This window comes from Pseudoxanthomonas sp. (assembly GCF_027498035.1).
Taxonomy (GTDB): Bacteria; Pseudomonadota; Gammaproteobacteria; order Xanthomonadales; family Xanthomonadaceae; genus Pseudoxanthomonas_A.
The window spans coordinates 110,958-131,168 of sequence record NZ_CP114978.1 but is presented as its reverse complement, the minus strand read 5'-3'; the positions used below and the strand labels follow the sequence as shown (position 1 = coordinate 131,168).

At 67.1% G+C, this 20,211-nt stretch carries 14 protein-coding genes; 1 reads left to right on the top strand and 13 read right to left on the bottom strand.

Annotation, left to right across the window (positions count from 1 at the left end):
• Positions 1-32: 32 nt before the first annotated feature.
• On the bottom strand, positions 33-1,250 hold the full coding sequence (gene trpB, locus O8I58_RS00580; protein WP_298319801.1) for a tryptophan synthase subunit beta: 1,218 nt from the start codon (positions 1,248-1,250) through the stop codon (positions 33-35).
• A 96-nt stretch (positions 1,251-1,346) separates the two neighbouring features.
• Between trpB and O8I58_RS00575 the strand changes: the two genes are divergently transcribed.
• Positions 1,347-2,246 (top strand): LysR family transcriptional regulator, encoded by a 900-nt coding sequence (locus O8I58_RS00575; protein WP_298319800.1) that lies wholly within the window; start codon positions 1,347-1,349, stop codon positions 2,244-2,246.
• A gap of 16 nt (positions 2,247-2,262) precedes the next feature.
• Here the strand turns inward: O8I58_RS00575 and O8I58_RS00570 are convergent, their stop codons facing one another.
• From O8I58_RS00570 to prmB, 12 genes are all read right to left on the bottom strand, one after another.
• Positions 2,263-3,363 (bottom strand): toxic anion resistance protein, encoded by a 1,101-nt coding sequence (locus tag O8I58_RS00570; protein WP_298319799.1) that lies wholly within the window; start codon positions 3,361-3,363, stop codon positions 2,263-2,265.
• Positions 3,364-3,417: 54 nt separating this feature from the next.
• On the bottom strand, positions 3,418-4,143 hold the full coding sequence (locus O8I58_RS00565) for a hypothetical protein (protein WP_298319798.1): 726 nt from the start codon (positions 4,141-4,143) through the stop codon (positions 3,418-3,420).
• Entirely contained in the window at positions 4,140-9,473 is a 5,334-nt protein-coding gene (locus tag O8I58_RS00560; protein ID WP_298319796.1) for a DNA repair ATPase, read from the bottom strand. Before O8I58_RS00560 ends, O8I58_RS00565 begins: the two co-directional genes overlap by 4 nt.
• 104 nt (positions 9,474-9,577) lie before the next feature.
• Positions 9,578-11,599: a flotillin family protein gene (locus tag O8I58_RS00555; RefSeq protein ID WP_298319794.1), complete on the bottom strand. Its 2,022-nt coding sequence runs from the start codon at positions 11,597-11,599 to the stop codon at positions 9,578-9,580.
• A gap of 13 nt (positions 11,600-11,612) precedes the next feature.
• Positions 11,613-12,290, bottom strand: a complete 678-nt coding sequence (locus tag O8I58_RS00550; RefSeq protein WP_298319792.1) for a hypothetical protein — start codon at positions 12,288-12,290, stop codon at positions 11,613-11,615.
• A 170-nt stretch (positions 12,291-12,460) separates the two neighbouring features.
• On the bottom strand, positions 12,461-13,105 hold the full coding sequence (locus O8I58_RS00545; protein WP_298319790.1) for a phosphoribosylanthranilate isomerase: 645 nt from the start codon (positions 13,103-13,105) through the stop codon (positions 12,461-12,463).
• A 70-nt stretch (positions 13,106-13,175) separates the two neighbouring features.
• Entirely contained in the window at positions 13,176-13,967 is a 792-nt protein-coding gene (gene truA / locus O8I58_RS00540; protein WP_298319789.1) for a tRNA pseudouridine(38-40) synthase TruA, read from the bottom strand.
• A 29-nt stretch (positions 13,968-13,996) separates the two neighbouring features.
• Entirely contained in the window at positions 13,997-15,793 is a 1,797-nt protein-coding gene (locus O8I58_RS00535; protein ID WP_298319787.1) for a type IV pilus assembly protein FimV, read from the bottom strand.
• Positions 15,794-15,823: 30 nt separating this feature from the next.
• Entirely contained in the window at positions 15,824-16,852 is a 1,029-nt protein-coding gene (locus O8I58_RS00530) for an aspartate-semialdehyde dehydrogenase (protein WP_298319785.1), read from the bottom strand.
• A gap of 102 nt (positions 16,853-16,954) precedes the next feature.
• Complete coding sequence (locus O8I58_RS00525) at positions 16,955-18,004, bottom strand: 2-hydroxyacid dehydrogenase (RefSeq protein WP_298319784.1); 1,050 nt, start codon at positions 18,002-18,004, stop codon at positions 16,955-16,957.
• 120 nt (positions 18,005-18,124) lie between these two features.
• Positions 18,125-19,216, bottom strand: coding sequence for a chorismate synthase (gene aroC / locus O8I58_RS00520; protein WP_298319782.1), 1,092 nt, complete (start codon positions 19,214-19,216; stop codon positions 18,125-18,127).
• The gene (gene prmB / locus O8I58_RS00515) at positions 19,213-20,142 is read right to left on the bottom strand and encodes a 50S ribosomal protein L3 N(5)-glutamine methyltransferase (RefSeq protein ID WP_298319781.1); all 930 of its coding nucleotides are present in this window, start codon (positions 20,140-20,142) and stop codon (positions 19,213-19,215) included. The genes aroC and prmB overlap by 4 nt, the downstream gene beginning before the upstream one ends.
• Positions 20,143-20,211: the final 69 nt, after the last annotated feature.

Genomic DNA, 20,211 nt, shown 5'->3' with positions numbered 1-20,211 from the left:
GCAGGTCGGAAAAGCGCGGCCTTGGCGCGCGGTCAGAGTTGGATATTGTCGTGGGCGGCAATGGTATGCACGTCCTTGTCGCCCCGCCCGGACAGGTTGCACAGCACCAACTGGTCCTTGGGCAGTTCGCGCGCCAGCTTGATCGCCTGGGCGACAGCGTGGCTGGATTCCAGCGCGGCCAGGATGCCTTCGGTGCGGGCCAGCGTATGGAATGCAGCCAAGGCCTCGTCATCGGTGATGCCCTGGTATTGCGCGCGGCCGGCATCGGCCAGGAAGGCATGCTCCGGCCCCACGCCCGGGTAATCCAGGCCGGCGGAGATCGAATGGGTTTCGATGATCTGGCCGTCGTCGTCGCAGATCACATAGGTGCGGTTGCCGTGCAACACGCCGACGCGGCCTGCGGCAATCGATGCAGCATGGCGGCCGGTCTCGATGCCGTCACCAGCGGCTTCGGCACCGTAGAGCTTCACCGACGGGTCGTTGAGGAAGGCGTGGAAAATGCCGATGGCATTGCTGCCGCCACCGACGCAGGCGGTGATCGCATCGGGCAGGCGGCCGTACTGGTCCAGCATCTGCACGCGCGCCTCGCGACCGACGATCGCATTGAAGTCGCGGACCATGCGCGGATACGGGTCGGGGCCGGCCACGGTGCCGATGATGTAGAAGGTGTCCTGCACGTTGGTCACCCAATCACGCATGGCTTCGTTCAACGCGTCCTTGAGCGTGGCCGAGCCGCTGGTCACCGGCACCACCGTCGCACCCAGCAGGCGCATGCGATAGACGTTGATCTTCTGGCGCTCGATGTCGGTGGCGCCCATGTAGACCACGCATTCCAGGCCCAGTCGCGCGGCCACCGTGGCACTGGCAACGCCGTGCTGGCCGGCGCCGGTCTCGGCGATGATCCGGGTCTTGCCCATGCGCGCGGCCAGCAGCGCCTGGCCGATGGTGTTGTTGATCTTGTGCGCGCCGGTGTGGTTCAGGTCCTCGCGCTTGAGCAGGATCTGCGCCCCGCCGACCTGCTTGCTCAGGCGTTCGGCGTGGTAGATCGGGCTGGGCCGGCCCACGTAATGGGTGAGGTCTTTGTCGTATTCGGCGATGAAGGCCGGGTCGGCGCGCGCGGTGTCGTAAGCGGCCGCCAGCTCCTGCAACGGGCCGATCAGGGTTTCGGCGACGAAGCGCCCGCCGTGGCGGCCATAGTGGCCTGCAGCGTCGGGGTAGGCGTGGAAGTCACGAATGGCGGAATTCGGCATGGCGGTGCGCAACCTTTGGACAGGCGCACATGCTAGCCCAGCCGGCACGAAGCCAATAGCGATAAGATCGCCACGGTCCGTCAGGAAAACTCACAGATGCCCAATGCTTCCCTGCCCCCATTGGGCGCCCTGCGAGCGTTCGAAGCAGCAGCCCGGCTGGAAAGTGTGACCCAGGCAGCCGGTGAGCTGCACGTCACCCACGGCGCGGTCAGCCGCCAGATCCGAGCACTGGAAGAAGCCCTGGGCCAGCCGCTGTTCGAACGCGCCGGGCGCGGGCTGGTGCTCACCGCCGCCGGCGCCCGCCTGCGTGATGCGACCGGCGCAGCCCTGACCCAGTTGCAGCAGACCTGGACATCGTTGCGCCGTGCCGACCGCGGCGATGCCCTGGTGCTGGGGTGTTCGGCCAGCGTCCTGGCGCGTTGGGTGATCCCGCGCCTGGAGCGCATGCAGGCCGCCCTGCCCGGCGTGCGCCTGCATTTTTCCGCCCAGGAATCACCGGAACTGCAACCCGGCGTGGACGCGATGCTGCTGCTGGGCCAGGCGCCGTGGCCCGCCGACTGGCAGGTCCATGCGCTGGGCGGGGAAGAAATCGGCCCCATCGTCAGCCCACGCTACCCGGGACTGCCCGGCCTGCTCGATCAGCCTGCACGGGCGCTGTCTGGCGAACGCCTGCTGCACACCACCTCGCGCCCGCAGGCCTGGCCGCAGTGGGCACAGCAGCACACGCTGGCTGCCGAAGACCTGCATTACGGCGAAGGCTTCCCACACCTGTACTACCTGCTGGAAGCGGCTGCCTCCGGGCTGGGCGTTGCCATCGCCCCGCGCCAGCTGGTCGCCGAAGACCTGGCCAGCGGCCGCCTGCTCGCCCCCTGGGGCTTCACCCGTACCAGCGGCAACTGGGTGCTGTGTGCACCACGTCGCGCCGCCGATGCCCGGCTGACTGCGCTGGCCGAATGGCTGCGCGCGGAGCTGTCTTCGCCGCCCAGCCCCGCCTGATCGCCGCTTGCCGACGTCAGAGCGTCGGCGCCGCCAGGTGCTGCTGCACATCCTCGCGCAGACGGGCCAGTTCCACTTCGGCCTGCTGGCGTTGCTGCATGCCTTCGCGATGGATGCTGCGCACCTCCTCGACGGTGGCGATCAATTGCTCGTGGACGTGACGCAGCGTGGCCACGTCGATCACCGCGCGCTGGTTGGCCTTGGCCGTCTCGACCGAGGTCTGGCGCATCAGGTCGGCATTGCGACGCATGATCTCGTTGGTGGCATCGTCGATGGCGTTGGACAGCTCGACCGCGTTCTTCTGTTCGCTCAAGGACAGCTGGATCGCGAACTGGCGCTTCCACGACGGGATGGTGATGTCGCGCACCGCGCTGAATTTCTCGATCAGCTGGATCGCATTGGCCTGGATCATGCGGATCATCGGCAACGACTGGTCGGCCGCGTGCTGCATCACGGTGAGGTCGCCCACGCGCTTGTCGATCAGGCGGATGGCGTTGTCCAACTCACTGCGGCGCGTGCGCGAGGCCGGATCTTCCAGGCCCAGCAGCGCCTGCTCTTCCTGGCCGAGTGTCGCCAGTCGCTGCTTGCCGGCAGCGACATGCAGGCCAAGGCTGTGGCGCTCGTCGAGCACGATCTGGTGCATGCGATCGAACTCGCCCACGCGCTGGGACATGGTCGCCTGCTGCACGCCCACATCGCGCATCAGCTGTTCGATCTGCTGGTTGGTGTCGCTGAACTTCTGCATCAGCTCGCCCTTGGAGGCGCGCATGCGATCGATCAGACCACCGATGACCGGCACCTTCGAGCGCTCGTTCAGGCCTTCCAGCTTTAGCGAACGCGCGATGCGCACCACCTCGCCCAGCTTGTCGCCGGAGGCATCCAGATCACGGTTGCGGACCTGGTCGAGCAGCTGGCTGGAGAACGCAGCGGTCTTGCCCGCAGCTTCGCGACCGAAGACGTGCAGGTTGCCTGGGCTGATGTCGTCCAGGTTGCGGGTGATCTCGTCGATACGCCCCTGGTCCGCGGCGGTCAGGCCCAGTGCGGTCAATGTGGCCGGATCAAGCCCCGGCGCGACGGGAACCGGCAGCGGCGAGGGGTTTGGCGTGTCCTGCGTCATGACCTTTTCTCCTTGAGGCGGTGCGGTTGCGCAGCGGATGGACGCTGCACGCGCTCAACGAAGTCTAGCCTGCATGGCGGCGACTTCCGTGGTGATTTCGTCCTGGGTCCGCTGCATGTCCTGCAGCGTCGCGGGCAACTGCGCGGCGGCTTCGGACACCGCCTGCTGTCGCCAGGCCGGCAGCAGGATGTCGCGGATGCGGCGGTAGCGCTCCAGCAGTTCATGGGTCTGGGCCTGCACGATCCGGCTCTGTGCGACCTGCATGCGCTGGACTGATGCCATGCGGCGCAGGTGATCCAGCCGCCGCGACAGCGCAGCGCACCAGGCATCGTCGGCGCTGCCCTGCGCCTGCGATCCGGCCGCCACCCAGTCATCGATGGCCAACGCGCTGTCGGTGGCCTGGGCAGCCAGGTCTTCCGCGCCAATCGCCATCGCCTGCAGGTGCGTAGCCAGCGCATCGGCACGCACCAACAGCACGCCGAGCTGGCCGGCGAGCTGCTCGGCCTGGAGCTGGGCTTCCATGTCCCGCCCCAGCAGACGGCCAAACAACCCCGTGCGCCGGCGGATGCCAACAGGATCGCGCGCCTGCAGCGCAAGCGCGATCTGCTGCATCTGTTCGACCAGCGCGGCCATCGTCTCCGCCGTCGCATCCAGCGTTGCAACCGTTGAAGCCTCGATCATCGACAGCAGCGCGGCGCCGAAGCCGCTGGCACTGAGCAGGTCGGATCGATCAAGCGCCTGCCCGTCCGGCGCGGGCAACGATGGCCTGGACGCGCTCACCCGTCCCGACCGTCGTTGTCCAGGCCTTCCGGCACGGGCGATTCGCCATAGAAGTGGCGCAGCAAGGCTTCATCCAGGCGCTTCTCCTGCGGCGTACGTGCACGGCGCGTTCGTGTGGCCGGCACCACGCCTGCCGCGGTCCGCTCCCGTGCAAGCTCGGCCAATGTCGCCAATGCCGCATTGGCCTGCGCCTGCCCTTCCTGCGAGAGGCGGACCACCTCCAACAACGGCTGCACGGCCGCCCGCAACGTCTCGGGCATCCCCTGCAGCGGGTCGGCGCGCGACTCTGCCGCGCGCGTGGCCGCCATCTGCTGCAGCAGCTCCAGCAGCGATTGCCATGGCACTTCCGCAGCTGGCTGGACGGGCGTAGTCGCGGGACTGCGCAGGCCTTGCAACCCTTCGACGATATCGGCCAACTGCGCGACCACGCGCCCGCCGACATCGGCATTGTCGGCACCCATGGCCTTGTTGCGCAGGAAATCGCGCCTGATCTGCGTCCAGCGCGCCAGTTGTTCCTCAGTGAGCACGCCGCGCAGTTCGGCCAGCTTGAGCAGGTTCTCTTCCGCACCGGTCGTAAGCAGCTGCGCTTCGCCGAGATAGTGGTCGGAGATCAGCTGCTGCAGCTCTGTGGCATTCATCACCGGCGATACTTTTTCCGCCAGCTTGTTCATGTTGCGGTAGCTGCCCTGCAGGCGGAACGGCGGCTCGGTGCGATAGCGATCGTCCTGCGCGGCACTGGCGATGTACTGCTGGTTGACGCGATAGACCACGTCGCGTACCTGCAGCAGGCGCTGCAGCGTGGCGACGATCTCGTTGACCTCCGCGCCGCTGTAGGCGTGGCTCAACGCATTGGTGGAAACCTCCTTGCCACGCGCACGGTCGACCAGCAGGTACAGGTCGGCCATCTCGCGCGTGGCCAGCGGCGCGAGCACCGGATTGGAGGTCAGGCTGTTTTCGATGTAGCTGAGGGTGAAGGCTTCTTCCATGCCGCCGAGCACGTCGCCCAGGTTGTAGATGTCGGCGCGGTTGGCCAGCATGTCGGGAATCTTGAAGACCTCGCCGGACTCGGTGTACGGGTTGCCTGCCATCACCACGCAGAACTTCTTGCCGCGCATGTCGTAGGTGCGGGTGCGCCCCTTCCACACGCCTTCGATGCGCCGCGTGCCGTCGCACAGCGAAATGAACTTCTGCAGGAATTCCGGATGGGTGTGCTGGATGTCGTCGACATACAGCATGGTGTTGTTGCCCATCTCCAGCGCCAGGTTGAGCTTTTCCAGCTCCTGGCGCGAGGTTGCATCCGGCGCCTGCAGCGGATCGAGCGAGCGCACTTCATGCCCCAGCGCCGGACCGTTGATCTTCATGAAGACCAGGCCCAGCCGGTTGGCCACGTATTCCATCAGCGTGGTCTTACCGTAGCCGGGCGGCGAAATCATCATCAGCAGGCCCATCAGGTCGCTGCGCTTGTTCTCGCCCACCGTGCCCATCTGCTTGGCCAGGTTGTCGCCGATCACCCCAAGGTAGACATCGTTGATCAGCTTGTTGCGCACGAACGAGGACAACGGACGCGCCTTGAACTCGGACAGGCGCAGGCTGTCGCGCTCGCGGGTGATGATGGTCTGGCGCACCGCCTGGTAGCGCTGGAAGCCCACCAGGAACTCACCGACGTGCTGCTGCAAACGGGCGAGGAAATCATCCACCGCCAGCACCAGCCGGCCCTGCGCGATGCGCGGGTGCTCGCCGAGCAGGCCTTCGACCGTCACCATCAACGCGACATCGCTGTCGCGCATGCGCAACGTGCGCTCGGTCAGCAGCATCGCCGCGGCCTCGGCCACATAACCTGCCTGTGCAACGAACTGCGGGTCCCGGCACAGGCCGTGCAGCCATTGCGTCGCAAGCTCCCAGCGTGCGGCCAGGCTGCCGTGAGGCTGCGTGAGCGCCTGCTCGAACCCTTCACGCAGCCCGGCTTCCTCCAGTCGCTGGCGCAGGCCATCGACCAGGGCACGCCCATAGCGACTGAACACGAACACCAGCTCGGGCTGGCCGAGTTCCTCCGCCAGATAGGCCGCGGCCGCCTGTGCGTGGGTCGCCGGGATCGGCAGGCACTCGCCTTCGGTGAACATGATCAGGGCCGCGGCCATTTCCGACTGCAACGCCTGGATGCCTTCGCGCGAACCGAACAGCCGCTGGATCGCGTTGGCGCCTGCCTGCCGCGCAGGCCATTGCACGACATCCTGCCGTTGCTTGTGCTGCGCCCAGAACAGCATGGCCAGCGCGCGCGCCTGCGGCGGATGGATCAGCGCCCCTGCTGCCCGGTGCAGCGGCAACAGCGCACGCAGGATCGCCGTCGCATCGTGATCGTGGATGCCGCGCTCATAGCCTTCGCGATAACGCGGCGCGGCGAAATCGCGCACGGTTTTGGCCAGCGCCTCCGGCTCGGCCGCCTGGTGCTGCAGCGAGGCCAGGTCCAGACCCTCTTCGCCACGAATCGCGGCCTGCAGGATGCAGCCGGCCAGGTATTCGCCGCGATACAGCGCTGGCGATTCCGAATCCAGCGAAACCTGCCAGTACGGCTGCAGTTCGGCCAGTTCCGGGTCATCGATCGGCTCCAGAAAATCGGTGCCGATCAGGTGCAGGGCCAGCGTGTCGCCGCGCGGCAGGATGGTCAGGTCCAGTGGCTGGGTATTGACGCTGAAACGATGCCACGGCCCCAGCCGGACCACATTTCCATCGGCTTCGAACAGATCACTGCGATCGCGCAGCGCGCGCACCGCCTGGTCGCGCGTGCCTTTGAGGCGCGCCTCGATATCGTCGGCCTTGACGCTGTCACGATAGCCACGCAGGCGCTCGGCCAGCTCGCGCAGCTTGAGGATCAGCGGATCGCCGGCGAAGAATGCATTGAGCTCGTCGGCCGTGGTGAAGCGTTCGGTGCGCCGCCCCAACCCGTCGAGAATCCTGGTGGCGGCATCCAGCACCGACTGCGCCTTGCGCTGCCGATCATCCAGCAGCGCCTGCTTGTGGGTCTCGAACGCCTCGACCAGCTCCTCGCGCTTGGCCAGGATGTCGCCGAGGAACTGCTCGTGCTCGCCGAACTGGCTCTCCAGTTCTTCCAGCTGCACCATCAGCCGCGAGAGCTGTTCATCGGCGCGCTCGGGATCGGTCGCCAGCGACAGCGCGCTGCTGATGGCCTGGCTGAACAAGGCGAACTGCGCGCCGAACTGGGCCACCGCCTCGGCTGATCCCATTGACTTGCGCTGCTGCTCGGCACGCGCACGCGCCTGGTTCAAGCGTGCGTAGATAGCCGAGATCGACTCCACCACGCGCGTGCGCTGGGTGGCGTCGTCGACCTTCAGGCCGGCCATCAACTCGGACAGCATGTCCAGGTCGGCCGACATGGCCTGCATGGCCTGCAGTTGTTCGGCCAGCTGCCGCGCACTGACGGCCGCCCGCACACCGGCATCGAGTTCATCCAGGCGTGCATTGAACGGCACCAGCGCCGTTTCACCACCCAGGAACTGTCCGGTCGCCGCACCGATGCGCGCATGCGCGTCCTGCAGCCCGCGCGCCATGCCATCGATGGCGTCGGTATCGATATAGCGGTATTCGCGAATGGTCAGTAGCTGCCCACGCTGGGCACTGATCGCATTGAGCGCATCGACGAACTCCTGCACCTGCGTCCAGTTCTCCGGCTGCAGGCGCGCCAGCAATGCCTTGTGCGCGGCGGTGGCTTCGACCATGGCCTGGTCGGACTGCTGGCGGATGGCCTGGACCTTCTCGTATTCGTCCAGCACCGATTCGCCGGTGGCGGTGATCTCGCGCAGCAGCGTGGCCGCACCGTCGCAGTGCGCGTCGTCCAGCCAATGGTGTGCATCGAACAGGCGCCGGGCATCGCCCACCAGGCGCTGGTAGCGCTGCACCGAGACATCACCACCCTCGATCTCGCGGCTCAGGCCCAGCAGGTTGGAAATGCCACGCACGAGTTCGGCGTTGCCGATCCGGCCCATGAAGCTGTCGCTGGCTGGCCTGTTCGCGGCGAACTCGTCGCTGGTGAACGGCGTCTGCCAGACCTGCATCGGATGGATCCGGGTCGGCTCGTTGCCTTCGGCGTGGAACAGCACCATGCGGCCGTCCTGCAGCATCGCGTAGCCATGGCCGAAGACCGGGTTCTGCAGCGCCCGCTGGATGGTGTTGTAGACGAACAGCGCCGACTTTCCACCTTCGCGCTCGTAGAAGATGTACAGCACGTCCTCGCCGTTGGGCGAACGGATCGCGCGCTTGAACTGCATGCCATCCATGCCCGCATCGAAGGCCTTGTGCTCGCCCCCCTGCAGGTAATAGCCACCGGGGAAGATGATGCCGTGATCTTCAGGCAGCTGGACGCAGGCCTGCACGATGGCATCGTTGCGCACGATGTGGCCGGTCAGCGTGTTGTAGATCAGCCCGCGCCAGGTGGTTTCGCGGTATGGCAGCACCTTGAGCAGAATCAGCGTGCCGACCCTGGCGAAGTCGAATTGCGCGTCGTCCAGCGACTGGGTGCTGTCCTCGACGGGTTCGCTGTAGATGCCCTTGCCGGTCTCGGTGTTGTTCTCCACCTTGATGGTCAGGTCGCCACCGATGGTCTCGACGAACAACGTGTCCAGGATGTTCAGGTGTGAGTGCCGCCCGCTGACCGCCAACTCGCGCGTGGCCCGGGTCCATTCGAAATCGAACGGCGGCGGCAGCGCGATGTCGCGTTCGCCACGCGCATCCAGGTAAGTCAGCGCGCCAGCGGCATCGATGGCCCAGCGGAACACGCGCACATCGGTGCTGCGCTCGCCGATCTGGAACGCAGCCAGCAGCTTGCCACCCAGCACGATCAGCTGCAGCAGCCGCGCATGCTTGTAGTAGGCATACAGCTCGGTGAAATCGTGCACGAAGCCGGACTGGCCCAGGAAGCTGCCCTTCAGCTCCAGCGGCACCACGTCGTAGCCCTCGGCGCCCTGCACCAGCCGATACAGGCCGAACACGTCCTCGATCCGGGTCTGGGTCTTGAGCCCGATGAACACGTTGTAGCCGAACAACAGCGTGTCCGCGCCGACCTGGACCACGTCGCGGCCGACGCAGTTGTTCTCGGTGCGGATGCGGAAGCGGCCGATGACTTCAAGCCGACTGTCGCCGAACTCGCCCAGGCGTTGGGCATTCAGTCCTTCGACCACGCCGCGCAGGCGCTCGCCCTGCTCGGTCAATCGACGGCGCAGCACCTCGTAGGCGCCGCCGCGGGCCACGGCCTGGTCGATCTGGCCCTGGGCGCTGCCGCCCTGCGGGGCATCGGGGGCGATTGCAGTATCAGACATCGTGCAGCACTTCCTTCCGGCTGGCGGACCCGCAGCCCCGAGCGCGGCCGGGGCTGCAAGGGATCAGGCCCTGCGTGAGGTCGCACGCAGGGCCATCGACGAACTCAGACCTCGCCGGCCTCCAGCCGCGACGCTCCCGTTGCCGCACCGTTGGCGGCGCCGTCGGTGAGTTGGCGCGGCTTGGCTTCGCTGCGATTCACGCCCAGGTAGCGCTGCATCAGGTCCTGCACGATCGGGCTCTTGTCGGCCAGTCCTTCGATGGACTTGCCCAGCGAGACCGCCTTGATGAGGTTGTCGAACATGCCACCGTCGCCGCCGACCAGATCGATGTCGGCATTGCGCAACGCGGTGGCGATGACCTCGGCGTTCTCCTTGGACACTTCCTTGCCCGCTTCGATCGAGGCCAGCGCCTGGGTCAGGCTGGTGTCCAGCATCATCCGGAACTCCTCATGGCCACGCGCGGTGTCGCTGAGCGAACCGATGGCCTCGAACTTCTGGGTCAGGCCCTGCGCCTCGGCGAACAGCTTCTTCTCCACGACGATCGCTTCGGCCAGGCCGATCGACTCGGCCGCACTGGCCTTGGCCTTGCCCATCTGCTCCTCGCCCTGGGCCTTGGCCTGCAGGGTTTCGGCCAGCACGCGGGCGTCGTTGCTGCCCTGTTTGAGGCTGGCGTCGGCCTTGGCCTCGATCACGCGGGCTTCGGCCACGCCGACCTTCTCGATCGCCAGCGCCGAGGCTTCTTTGACCTGCGCATCGGCCAGGCCGGGCGCCGCCTTTTCTGCACGCACGCCTTCGGCCAGCACCTTCTTGGCTTCGGCCTGGCGGCCTGCGGCTTCGAACTCGGCCTGGGCCAGCGTGGTCAGTTCGACCGCACGGTGCTTGGCCGAGGTCTCGCGGGCCTGTGCATCCTTGACCTGGCGGACCATGGCTTCCTGGGCCTTGGCTTCGGCATCCAGGATGGTGATCTGCTTCTGGCGGTCGGCCTCGGACACCTCGCGCACTTCCTTGATGCGCTCTTCTTCCTGGGCCACGGTCTTGTCGATGGCGATGCGTTCGCGGGTGATGTTGGCCACGTCCATCTTGCCGTTCTCGACGACTTTGTCGCGCTCCACGCCCTGCAGCTGCACTTCACGGTCGGTGGTGACCTGCTCCAGCGCCTTGGCGCGGGCCACGCGCTCGGCCTCGATGGCGACCGCACGCTGGCGGTTCTGCTCGGCCACTTCGACTTCGCGCAGGCGATTCTGCTCGCGGATGTCGATCAGCTCCTGCGCTTCGATGCGTGCGTTCTCTGACAGCTGGCGCTGCTCTTCCTGCACCTTGAGCGTTTCGGCTTCCTCGCGTGCGCGGATGGTGTCCACTTCGCGCTTCTGTCGGGCTTCAGCCTCGGCCTGCTGGCGTTCCAGCGCCAGCATGGCTTCCCGGGCCTCGACGTTCTTCTTGGTGATGGCCAGCTTGGCATTCTGCTCCAGCTCGTTGGTCACCACGTTCTGCGCGGCGGTGAGCTGGGTGATCTTGCGGATGCCTTCGGCGTCCAGGATGTTGTTCGGGTCCAGCACCGACTTGGGCGTCTGCTCCAGGTAGTCGATGGCCACGTCTTCCAGCGCGTAGCCATTGAGGTCGTTGCCGATCACCGCCACGATCTCGTCGCGGAATTCCTGGCGCTTCTCGAACAACTCGGTGAAGTCGAACTTCTTGCCGACCGTCTTCAGCGCTTCGGAGAACTTGGCATTGAACAACTCGTCCACGGCATCCTTGTCCGAGGCACGATCGGCGCCGATGGCCTTGGCCACGCGCAGCACGTCGGCCTGGGTTTCGTTGACGCGCAGGTAGAAAGCCACGGCGATGTCGGCGCGCATGTTGTCGCGGCAGATCAGGCCTTCCTTGCCGCGTCGGTCCACCTGCAGGGTGATCAGGCTGATCTGCATCTGCTCGGCGCGATACAGCACAGGGATGATCAGCGCGCCGGTGAAGTGCACCTTCGGCGTGGCGCTCATGTCGTTGACGATCAACGCCACGCCCTGGTCGACCTTGCGGTAGAAGGCCTTGAACAGGCCGGCAACCCCCAGCAGCAGGACCAGCAGGATGCCGACTCCGATCACGAACGGCGCAAGGGCTGCAAAACTCATCGGGCACTTCTCCTTAGGGCAAAAAACGCGAACCGGACGTTGCAGGCAGCAACGCGTCCTGTTCGCGGATGACGAGGTAGAGATTGTTGGCGGCGTCGTAGTCGACCAGCACGAGGCGCTCACCACGGACCAGGGATGTTCCAGGCACGGTGCGCACCTGCAGGATCAGGCCGGCGCCGCCATCGTCGACGGTGGCCCGGCCAGCCTGGGCATCGACGACCGGCGAGACAACGACACCGGGGCGACCAAGGATCGAGGCCTGCTCAACCGGTCGCAGCTTCAACAGCAGGCGCCGGATCGGCCGCAGCACGAACGCGCTGACCGCAACACCGGGCACCAGCGCCACCAGCGCCAGCACCGTACCGAGTCCCCAGCGCACGGGCGCAGCCACCTGCTGCAGGAACAGCAGATGGCCGAAATAGGTGATGGTCCAACCGAAGAAAGCCACCAGCGCCACGACCAGCATGACCGGCGCACCGCCCAGCCCCAGTCGCGCGAACATGCCCGAGATGCCGTGGATCGCATCGTCGCCACCGTGGTGGAAATCGCCATAGTGGAGATCGCCGCCGTGCAAACCATCGGCGTCCACGATGCCGGTCGCGGCCAGCAGCCAGTAGGCCACCGAAAACCCCAGCACGATGCTGTAAGGCAGCGTGGGCCAGCTCAGTGCAACGGACAGAAACTCCAGCATTCCCCTTGGCTCTCCATGCCTGCACCCGGCCACAGCCTTCGCAGTTCCTGCGTGCTTCCCCTACGGCTTTCACCGGTGCGCCTCCATGGCGCGGCACGTATGACCAGATTATTCCAGCATGCGGCGCCGGGATGGAAGCCATGTGACCTATTCAGGCAATTTTCCCGCCGTCAGACAACAGCACCAGCCTTCGGTGACGCCTCAGCCGCGCGTACGGCAGCAACGAACCGGCGCATGGCTTGATGGTCCTTGTGGCCGGGTGCCGATTCGATGCCGCTGGACACATCGACGCCCCATGGACGGGCCGCTGTGATCGCGGCGCCAACGGTTTCCGCAGTCAGGCCACCGGCCAGCATGCAGGGCCTGGCGGCATCGTGCGGATAACGCGCCCAGTCGAACGACTTGCCGCTACCGCCGGCACCGCCGGGAACATGGCTGTCCAGGATGAAGCCCCAGGCCGACGGGAATCCGGCCATCGCAGCCTCGGCCTGCAGTGCGCCGCCCATCGGCAGCGCCTTCAGGAACGGCAGGCCGAAACCCGCGCAGAAGGCGTCGTCTTCGTTGCCATGGAACTGGAGCAGATCCGGCTGGACCTGCGCGGCGATGGCGGCGACCGCGTCAGCGGATTGATCCATCACCAGCGCGACCGCGCCGATGCTGTCGGGGATCAACGACCGCAACGCGATGGCCTGCTCGATGCCGAGCTGACGCGGGCTGCGCGCGAAGATCAGGCCGATGTAGTCCACGCCCAGCTCCACCGCCAGGCGCACGTCCTGGGGGCGGGTCATGCCGCAGAGTTTGATGCGGGTATGCATGGTAGGCAGCACCTGGGATCCGTGCGATCAGTCTAAGACGATCAGGAGGTGGCGACTTCGAAGCGGCGCTTCAAGCGCCCAGCGTGACCTCGGCCGGCAGCCCCCACTGCGCCGGATACAGCGGACCGACGAACACCAGCCCCTGCGGCGGCGCGGTAGGACCGGCGACGGTGCGGTCGCGGCCGGCCAGCAGCTGGGCGATCCAGCCTTCCGGCTTTTCACCGCGCCCCACCATCAGCAGCGAGCCGACGATGTTGCGGACCATGTGGTGCAGGAACGCATTGGCCTGCACTTCCACGGTGACCCGGTCGCCCTGGCGGGTGATGCGGATCGACTGCAACTCGCGCATGGGATGGCGCGCCTGGCAGTGCACGGTGCGGAACGCGGAAAAGTCGTTTTCACCCAACAGCTGCTGGGCCGCACGATGCATGGCATCAGCATCCAGCGGCAGGCGCTCCCAGGACAGCAGCTGCCGGCCCAGCGCCGGACGCACCGGATGATTCAACAGGACGTAACGATAGCGGCGCGCGCGCGCCGAAAAGCGCGCATTGAAATCCTCGGCCACCGGCTGGCACCAGCGCACGCAGATCGCCGGCGGCAGGTTGGCGGTGGCACCCAGGGTCCAGCCACGCGGCGTGCGCGGTGCATCGCTGTCGAAATGCACCACCTGGCATTGGCCATGCACGCCGGCATCGGTGCGCCCCGCGCAGATGGTGTCGATCGGTGCATTGGCCACGGTGGACAGCGCCGCCTCCAACGCGGACTGCACGCTGGGCGTATGGACCGGCGCACCGGCCTTCTCCAACCGTTGCCAGCCCTGGAATTCACTGCCGTCGTACTCGACGCCCAGCGCGTAACGCATGCGGAAGACCTGAGATGCGCGGCGCGGCGTCAGCCGAGCTCGCGCAGCAGTCGGGTGGCTTCGTCACGGGCCTGCGCGTCGCCACCGGCAGCGACCTGCTGCAGCAGCGAACGGGCCGCTTCGATATCGCCCAGATCCAGATAGGCGATGGCCAGCTCCAGGCGCTCACGTCCTCCGGCCGACGGTGCAATGAACGGCACGTCCGCCTCCTCCGGTGCGGGCGTGGCCGTGGGCACCGCCGCGACGGGAATCACGCTCGGCGCGACTTTCGCGACTGCAGCCCGCGGGTCATCGACGGTGTGCCAGGTGGGCTTGGCGGTAGCACTCATCCAGGCCGGGGTGCTGGTGCTGGCCGGCGATTCGATGACGCCTGGCCTGTACTCACCGGAGACGTAGATCGGGGTGTAGCGCGGCGCTTCGGCTTCGGCCACGGAAGCGAGGTCGTCCACGTCGACCACCGGCGGCTTCGCCAGGGTGCCCCTGTAGCGCGGCGCCGGGCGCTGGTCCCGCTGGCGGCGCAGCAGCGCCCAGGCCAGCAGGCCCGCGATCAGCAGCACCAGGCCGATCCACAGCCAGGCAGGAACGCCAGCGCCCCCCTGCCCTTCGCCCAGCCGCTTCTGCGCGGCGGCCAGGTCGCTGTCCTTCATGGTGATCAGCTGGGCCTGCTGGGCCTTGAGCTTTTCGAGCTCGGCGACCTGGGCCTTCAGCTCCTGGACCTCGGCGCTGCGCGCGGCCAGGTCTTCCCTGGTCTGACGCAGTTGTTCGTTTGCCAGCATGTCGCCCTCGCCCCCGGCATTGGTGCCGGATGTCGTTCCTGCCCGCTGCACGGCATCGGCCGCCGGCGGTGCGATTTCCAGACGTGCGCCCACCACTGCCGGAGCGGTCGTGGCGAGCGGGACCGGCTGCGCGGCCGGGGTTGCATCGGCCGGCTGCGGCACCGGCCGGCGCGCCTGGCGCCATTCGGCCACCTGCTGGCGGACCATGGCAGCGGCTTCGGACGCCCCAAGCGTGGCCGCTTCGGACCCTTGCGGCACGCGCAACACCGCGCCGGCGCGCAGGCGGTTGATGTTGTTGCCGATGAACGCGTCCGGATTGGAGCGCAGCAGCGCGATCATCGTCTGGTTCAAGGTGCCGCCCTGCTGCATACCACGCGCGATCTGCGACAGCGACTGGCCCTGCTGGACGGTGATCGTGTCCGCCGCGGGCATTGCTGACGCAGCCGCCGGCTGGCGCGCAACCGGCGCTACCGGCGTGACCGGAATGGAAGACGCGGGACGCTCGACCGGAGCATCCTGGCCAGGCTGCGCAGCCAGCGGAACCGCCACCACCGGCGCGGCACTGCGATCGATGCGGTTGGAAGGCGTCGGATCGGGCGCCTGGATCTGCGGCGCTTCGGCAGCGGCCAGCGCGCCGGGCGCACCGACCAGGGCCGAATACTCGCGCACCAGGCGACCCTGGCCCCAGTCGACTTCGATCAGGAAGTTCACCGCCGGCGTGTCCACCGGAGTCTGGCTGGTCACCCGGATCACCGGCTTGCCGTCGTCGGACAGGGCCACGGCAAAATCCAACTGGCTCACCAGCCCGGTCGGCCGTTGCAGGCCGACGCGCTCGAAGATCACCGGCGAAGCCAGCTGCGCACGCAGCTGTTCCAGTTCGCCCGGCTCGCTGGAGATGACGGGAATTTCAGCCAGCAGCGGCTGCCCGGGCTGCGATTTCACCCGGATCTCGCCCAGCCCCAAGGCCAGCGCGGCGTTGCTGAGCAGCAGCAACACCGATGCCAGCACGACCCGCGTGGCGGGCTTGAAGAAAGCCTGTCTCAACGACATCCCCTGCGATTTCCCGCCGCGACTATAGCCTCAGCCGCCAGCGGCAACCAATTCGGCCAGCTGCACGGCGTTCAGCGCCGCGCCCTTGCGGATGTTGTCCGAGACGATCCACAGGTTCAGGCCGCGCGGATGCGAGATGTCCTCGCGGATGCGGCCGACGTACACCGCGTCGTTGCCCGAGGCATGGGTGACCGGGGTCGGATACCCACCGGCGACGCGCTCGTCCACCACTTCCACGCCAGGCGAACGCGACAGCAGCTCGCGCGCGGCCTCGGGGGTGACCTTCTTCTTCGTTTCGATGGCGACGGCTTCGGAATGGCCGTAGAACACCGGCACGCGCACGGCGGTCGGGTTCACCATGATGCTGTCGTCGCCCAGGATCTTGCGGGTTTCCCAGACCAGCTTCATTTCTTCCTTGGTGAAGCCGTTGTCCAGGAAGTCGTCGATGTGCGGGATCAGGTTGAAGGCGATCTGCACCGGGAATCGCTGCGGATCGATCTCCTGGAACGCCAGCAGCTGCGCGGTCTGCTTGCCCAGCTCTTCCAGCGCCGAACGGCCACCGCCGGACACCGACTGGTAGGTCGCCACGTTGATGCGCTCGATGCCGTACTCGCGATGCAGCGGCGCCAGCGCCACCAGCATCTGCATGGTCGAGCAGTTGGGGTTGGCGATGATCCCGCGCGGGCGGTTCTTTGCCGCTTCCGGATTCACTTCGGACACCACCAGCGGCACGTCATCGTCGTAACGGAAGGCCGAGGAGTTGTCGATCACCACCGCGCCAGCGGCAGCGAACTTGGGACCGTATTCCTTGGAGATGCCGCCGCCGGCCGAGAACAGCGCGATGTCCACGCCGGTCGGGTCGAAGGTGGCCAGGTCCTGCACGACGACCTTGCCGCCGCGGTAGTCGATCTCGCCGCCGGCCGAGCGCTCGGAAGCGAGCACCGACAGCGTGCCGACCGGAAAATCACGCTCGGCCAGGATCGAAAGCATGGTTTCGCCGACGGCGCCGGTGGCGCCCACGACGGCGACGTTGAACTTGCGGGATGCGTTGTTGCTCATGGGAGTGTCTTCTTCGAAAGAGGTTGGATCAGGAAAAACGCGCGGCACACGGGGCTTGGGTTCGGGGAACCTTTCGCGGGTGGTGTGCGTGCGGAAGGCTCCCTATCGTTTGGTCGCGGTGGTTTTTTTATCGCCCACGGTCGTACCGCCGGTGTTGGCGGTTTTGATCGCGTCGACGTTGAGCAGACTGGGCGGATTGCCGGCATTGGGGCCGATGCCCATCGCGGCGATCAGGTTGTCCACGGCCAGCTGGACCATGGCCCGGCGCGTCGCCAGACTGGCGCTGCCGATGTGCGGGGTCAGCACCACGTTCTTCAGGGCCAGCAGCTCCGGGCGCACCTTGGGTTCGCCTTCGAAGACATCCAGGCCGGCACCGGCCAGGCGGCCGTTGGCCAGCGCATCGGCCAGGGCGAGTTCGTCGATGATGCCGCCGCGGGCGATGTTCACCAGCGTGGCGCTCGGCTTCATCTTCGCCAGCGCCTCGGCATTGATCAGATGAAGCGAGGCCGGCGTATACGGCAGCACCAGCACCAGGTGGTCGGACGAGGCGAGCAGTTCATCGAAGCCGACGTAGGACGCACCGACTTCGGCTTCCACCTCCGGCTTGAGCTGCGAGCGGTTGTGGTAGACCACGCGCATGCCGAAGCCGCGCGCGCGCCGGGCGATGGCCTGGCCGATCCGGCCCATGCCCAGGATGCCCAGGGTGCTGCCGTGCAGGTCCGCGCCCAGCAGCGTGGTGAACGACCAGGCGCCCCACTGGCCGTCGCGCAGGAAGGCTTCGGCCTCGGTGATGCGACGCGCGGTGGCCATCAGCAGGGCGAAGCCCAGGTCGGCCGTGGTTTCGGTCAACACGTCAGGCGTGTTGGTGGCGACGACCCCGGCCGCGCTCAGCGCGCCCAGGTCCAGGTTGTTGTAGCCCACGCCGACATTGGCGACAGCACGCAGGTTGCGGGCGCTGGCGATCTCGGCCGCACTGATGCGCTCGTTGAGCGTGACCAGCGCGCCGTCCAGCGGCGACAGGTGCTCGGCCAGTTCATCGGAGGAATAGCTGCGCACCTGCGTTTCGCAACTCAGTTCGAAATGCTCAGCCAGCTGTTCGACGATGTCGTCGAACAACGGCTGGCTGACCCAGACGCGGGGCTTAGCCGACATCACGGGCCTCCACGCTGCCATCCCTGCCACGACATTCGCACACCGGCGGCACCGGCCCGGCCATCCCTGGCCAGGCGTTCGCGTGGACTGCGCGGCATGCCGCGCATGGCGCGTCCCCGCTCACCCAGGAATCCGCGGGGAAACTTCACCCACGTCGCCGCACTGCGCGCGGTGGCGCAACGCCTGGTCCATCAGCACCAGCGCGACCATCGCCTCGGCGATCGGCGTGGCACGGATGCCGACGCACGGATCGTGGCGGCCGGTGGTGATGACATCGACGACCTTGCCGTCCACGTCGACCGTGGCACCTGGCAGGCGCAGGCTGGAGGTGGGCTTGAGCACGATCGACGCGGTGACCGCCTGGCCAGTGGAGATACCACCGAGAATGCCACCGGCGTGGTTGCTCAGGAAGCCGTCGGGCGTGATCAGGTCGCGGTGTTCGGTGCCCTTCTGCATCGCACTGGCAAAGCCGTCGCCGATTTCCACGCCCTTGACCGCATTGATGCTCATCAGCGCGGCGGCCAGGTCGCCATCGAGCTTGCCGTAGATCGGCTCGCCCCAGCCCGGCGGCACGCCCTCGGCGACCACGTCCACGCGCGCACCGACCGAATCACCGGACTTGCGCAGCGCATCCATGTACTCCTCCAGCGCCGGTACCTGTTCGGCATGCGGCCAGAAGAACGGGTTGTCCTCGACCACGCTCCAGTCGAAGCCCTGCGGCTTGATCTCGCCCAGCTGCGACAGGAAGCCGCGCACCGTCACGCCGTAACGCTGCAGAAGCCACTTCTTGGCGATCACGCCAGCGGCCACGCGCATCGTCGTCTCGCGTGCGGACGAACGCCCGCCGCCGCGCGGATCGCGGATGCCGTACTTCTGCCAGTAGCTGTAGTCGGCATGTCCCGGACGGAACTGCGCGGCGATATTGGTGTAGTCCTTGCTGCGCTGGTCGGTGTTGCGGATCAGCAGACCGATCGGCGTCCCGGTCGTGCGGCCTTCATAGACGCCGGACAGGATCTCGATTTCGTCAGCCTCGCGCCGCGCCGAGGTATGCCGGCTCTTGCCGGTCGCGCGGCGCTGCAGGTCGTGGGCGAATTCGGCCGCGTCCAGTTCCAGCCCCGGCGGACAGCCATCGACCACGCAACCGATCGCCGGCCCATGGGACTCGCCGAAGGTGGTGACGGTCAGCAGCTTGCCGAAGCTGTTGGAACTCATGGACGTTGCGCTGCCAGCTCGGTGATGCGTGCGCTGTGGGCGATCAACTCGCGGCATTCGACCGCGAAGATGCCCATCTGGCCGACCTTGAACTCGACCCAGGCGAAATCCACTTCCGGCAGCAGCTTGATCAGGTGCTGTTCGGACTCGCCCACTTCGCAGATCAGCAGGCCGTCCTCGTGCAGGTGGATCGGCGCGTCGCGCAGGATCTTCAGGACCAGGTCCAGGCCGTCGTCGCCCGCGCGCAGGCCCAGCTCCGGCTCGTAGGAATATTCCTGCGGCAGCGCGTCGGTCTCGTCGTTGGTGACGTACGGCGGGTTGGTGACGATCAGGTCGTAATGGCGGCCAGCCAGCCCGTTGAACAGGTCGGACTTGACCAGTTCGACGTTGTCGGCGAGCAGGCGCGCCTTGTTCTCGCGTGCCAGCGCCAGCGCATCGTCGCTGATGTCGGCACCGTCGACCTGCCAGTCCGGGTTGTAGTGGCCCATGGCGATGGCGATGCAGCCCGAACCGGTGCACAGGTCCAGCGCGCGATGCACGTCGCGGCCGGCCAGCCACGGCTCGAAGCCGGACTCGATCAGCTCGGCGATCGGCGAGCGCGGCACCAGGGCGCGACTGTCACTCTTGAAGCTCAGGCCGGCGAACCAGGCCTCGCCGGTCAGGTAGGCGACCGGCACGCGCTCGGCCACGCGGCGCTCGATCAACGCCAGGATCGCTTCTTTTTCTTCCGGCACCAGGCGCGCCTGGCCGTAGGCCGGACCGATGTCCGGCGGCAGGTGCAGCGTGTGCAGGACCAGCGCGGTAGCTTCATCCAGCGCGTTGTCGTGGCTGTGGCCGAAGGTCAACCCGGCCGCGTTGAACCGGCTGGCGCCGTAACGGATCAGGTCGATGATGGTGTGCAGGGCGTTGGCTGCGTCGGCAGGCATGGACGACAACGGAAGAAGACGGCCGCCGATTATAAAGGGACGGCCCGGTATCATGGTCCTTCGTTGCAC

Bases quoted from the DNA above. Each gene is read 5' to 3' on its own strand.
- trpB (WP_298319801.1), bottom strand. From the start codon at position 1,250: ATGCCGAATTCCGCCATTCGTGACTTCCACGCCTACCCCGACGCTGCA.
- O8I58_RS00575 (WP_298319800.1), top strand. From the start codon at position 1,347: ATGCCCAATGCTTCCCTGCCCCCATTGGGCGCCCTGCGAGCGTTCGAA.
- O8I58_RS00570 (WP_298319799.1), bottom strand. From the start codon at position 3,363: ATGACGCAGGACACGCCAAACCCCTCGCCGCTGCCGGTTCCCGTCGCG.
- O8I58_RS00560 (WP_298319796.1), bottom strand. From the start codon at position 9,473: ATGTCTGATACTGCAATCGCCCCCGATGCCCCGCAGGGCGGCAGCGCC.
- O8I58_RS00555 (WP_298319794.1), bottom strand. From the start codon at position 11,599: ATGAGTTTTGCAGCCCTTGCGCCGTTCGTGATCGGAGTCGGCATCCTG.
- O8I58_RS00550 (WP_298319792.1), bottom strand. From the start codon at position 12,290: ATGCTGGAGTTTCTGTCCGTTGCACTGAGCTGGCCCACGCTGCCTTAC.
- O8I58_RS00545 (WP_298319790.1), bottom strand. From the start codon at position 13,105: ATGCATACCCGCATCAAACTCTGCGGCATGACCCGCCCCCAGGACGTG.
- truA (WP_298319789.1), bottom strand. From the start codon at position 13,967: ATGCGTTACGCGCTGGGCGTCGAGTACGACGGCAGTGAATTCCAGGGC.
- O8I58_RS00535 (WP_298319787.1), bottom strand. From the start codon at position 15,793: ATGTCGTTGAGACAGGCTTTCTTCAAGCCCGCCACGCGGGTCGTGCTG.
- O8I58_RS00530 (WP_298319785.1), bottom strand. From the start codon at position 16,852: ATGAGCAACAACGCATCCCGCAAGTTCAACGTCGCCGTCGTGGGCGCC.
- O8I58_RS00525 (WP_298319784.1), bottom strand. From the start codon at position 18,004: ATGTCGGCTAAGCCCCGCGTCTGGGTCAGCCAGCCGTTGTTCGACGAC.
- aroC (WP_298319782.1), bottom strand. From the start codon at position 19,216: ATGAGTTCCAACAGCTTCGGCAAGCTGCTGACCGTCACCACCTTCGGC.
- prmB (WP_298319781.1), bottom strand. From the start codon at position 20,142: ATGCCTGCCGACGCAGCCAACGCCCTGCACACCATCATCGACCTGATC.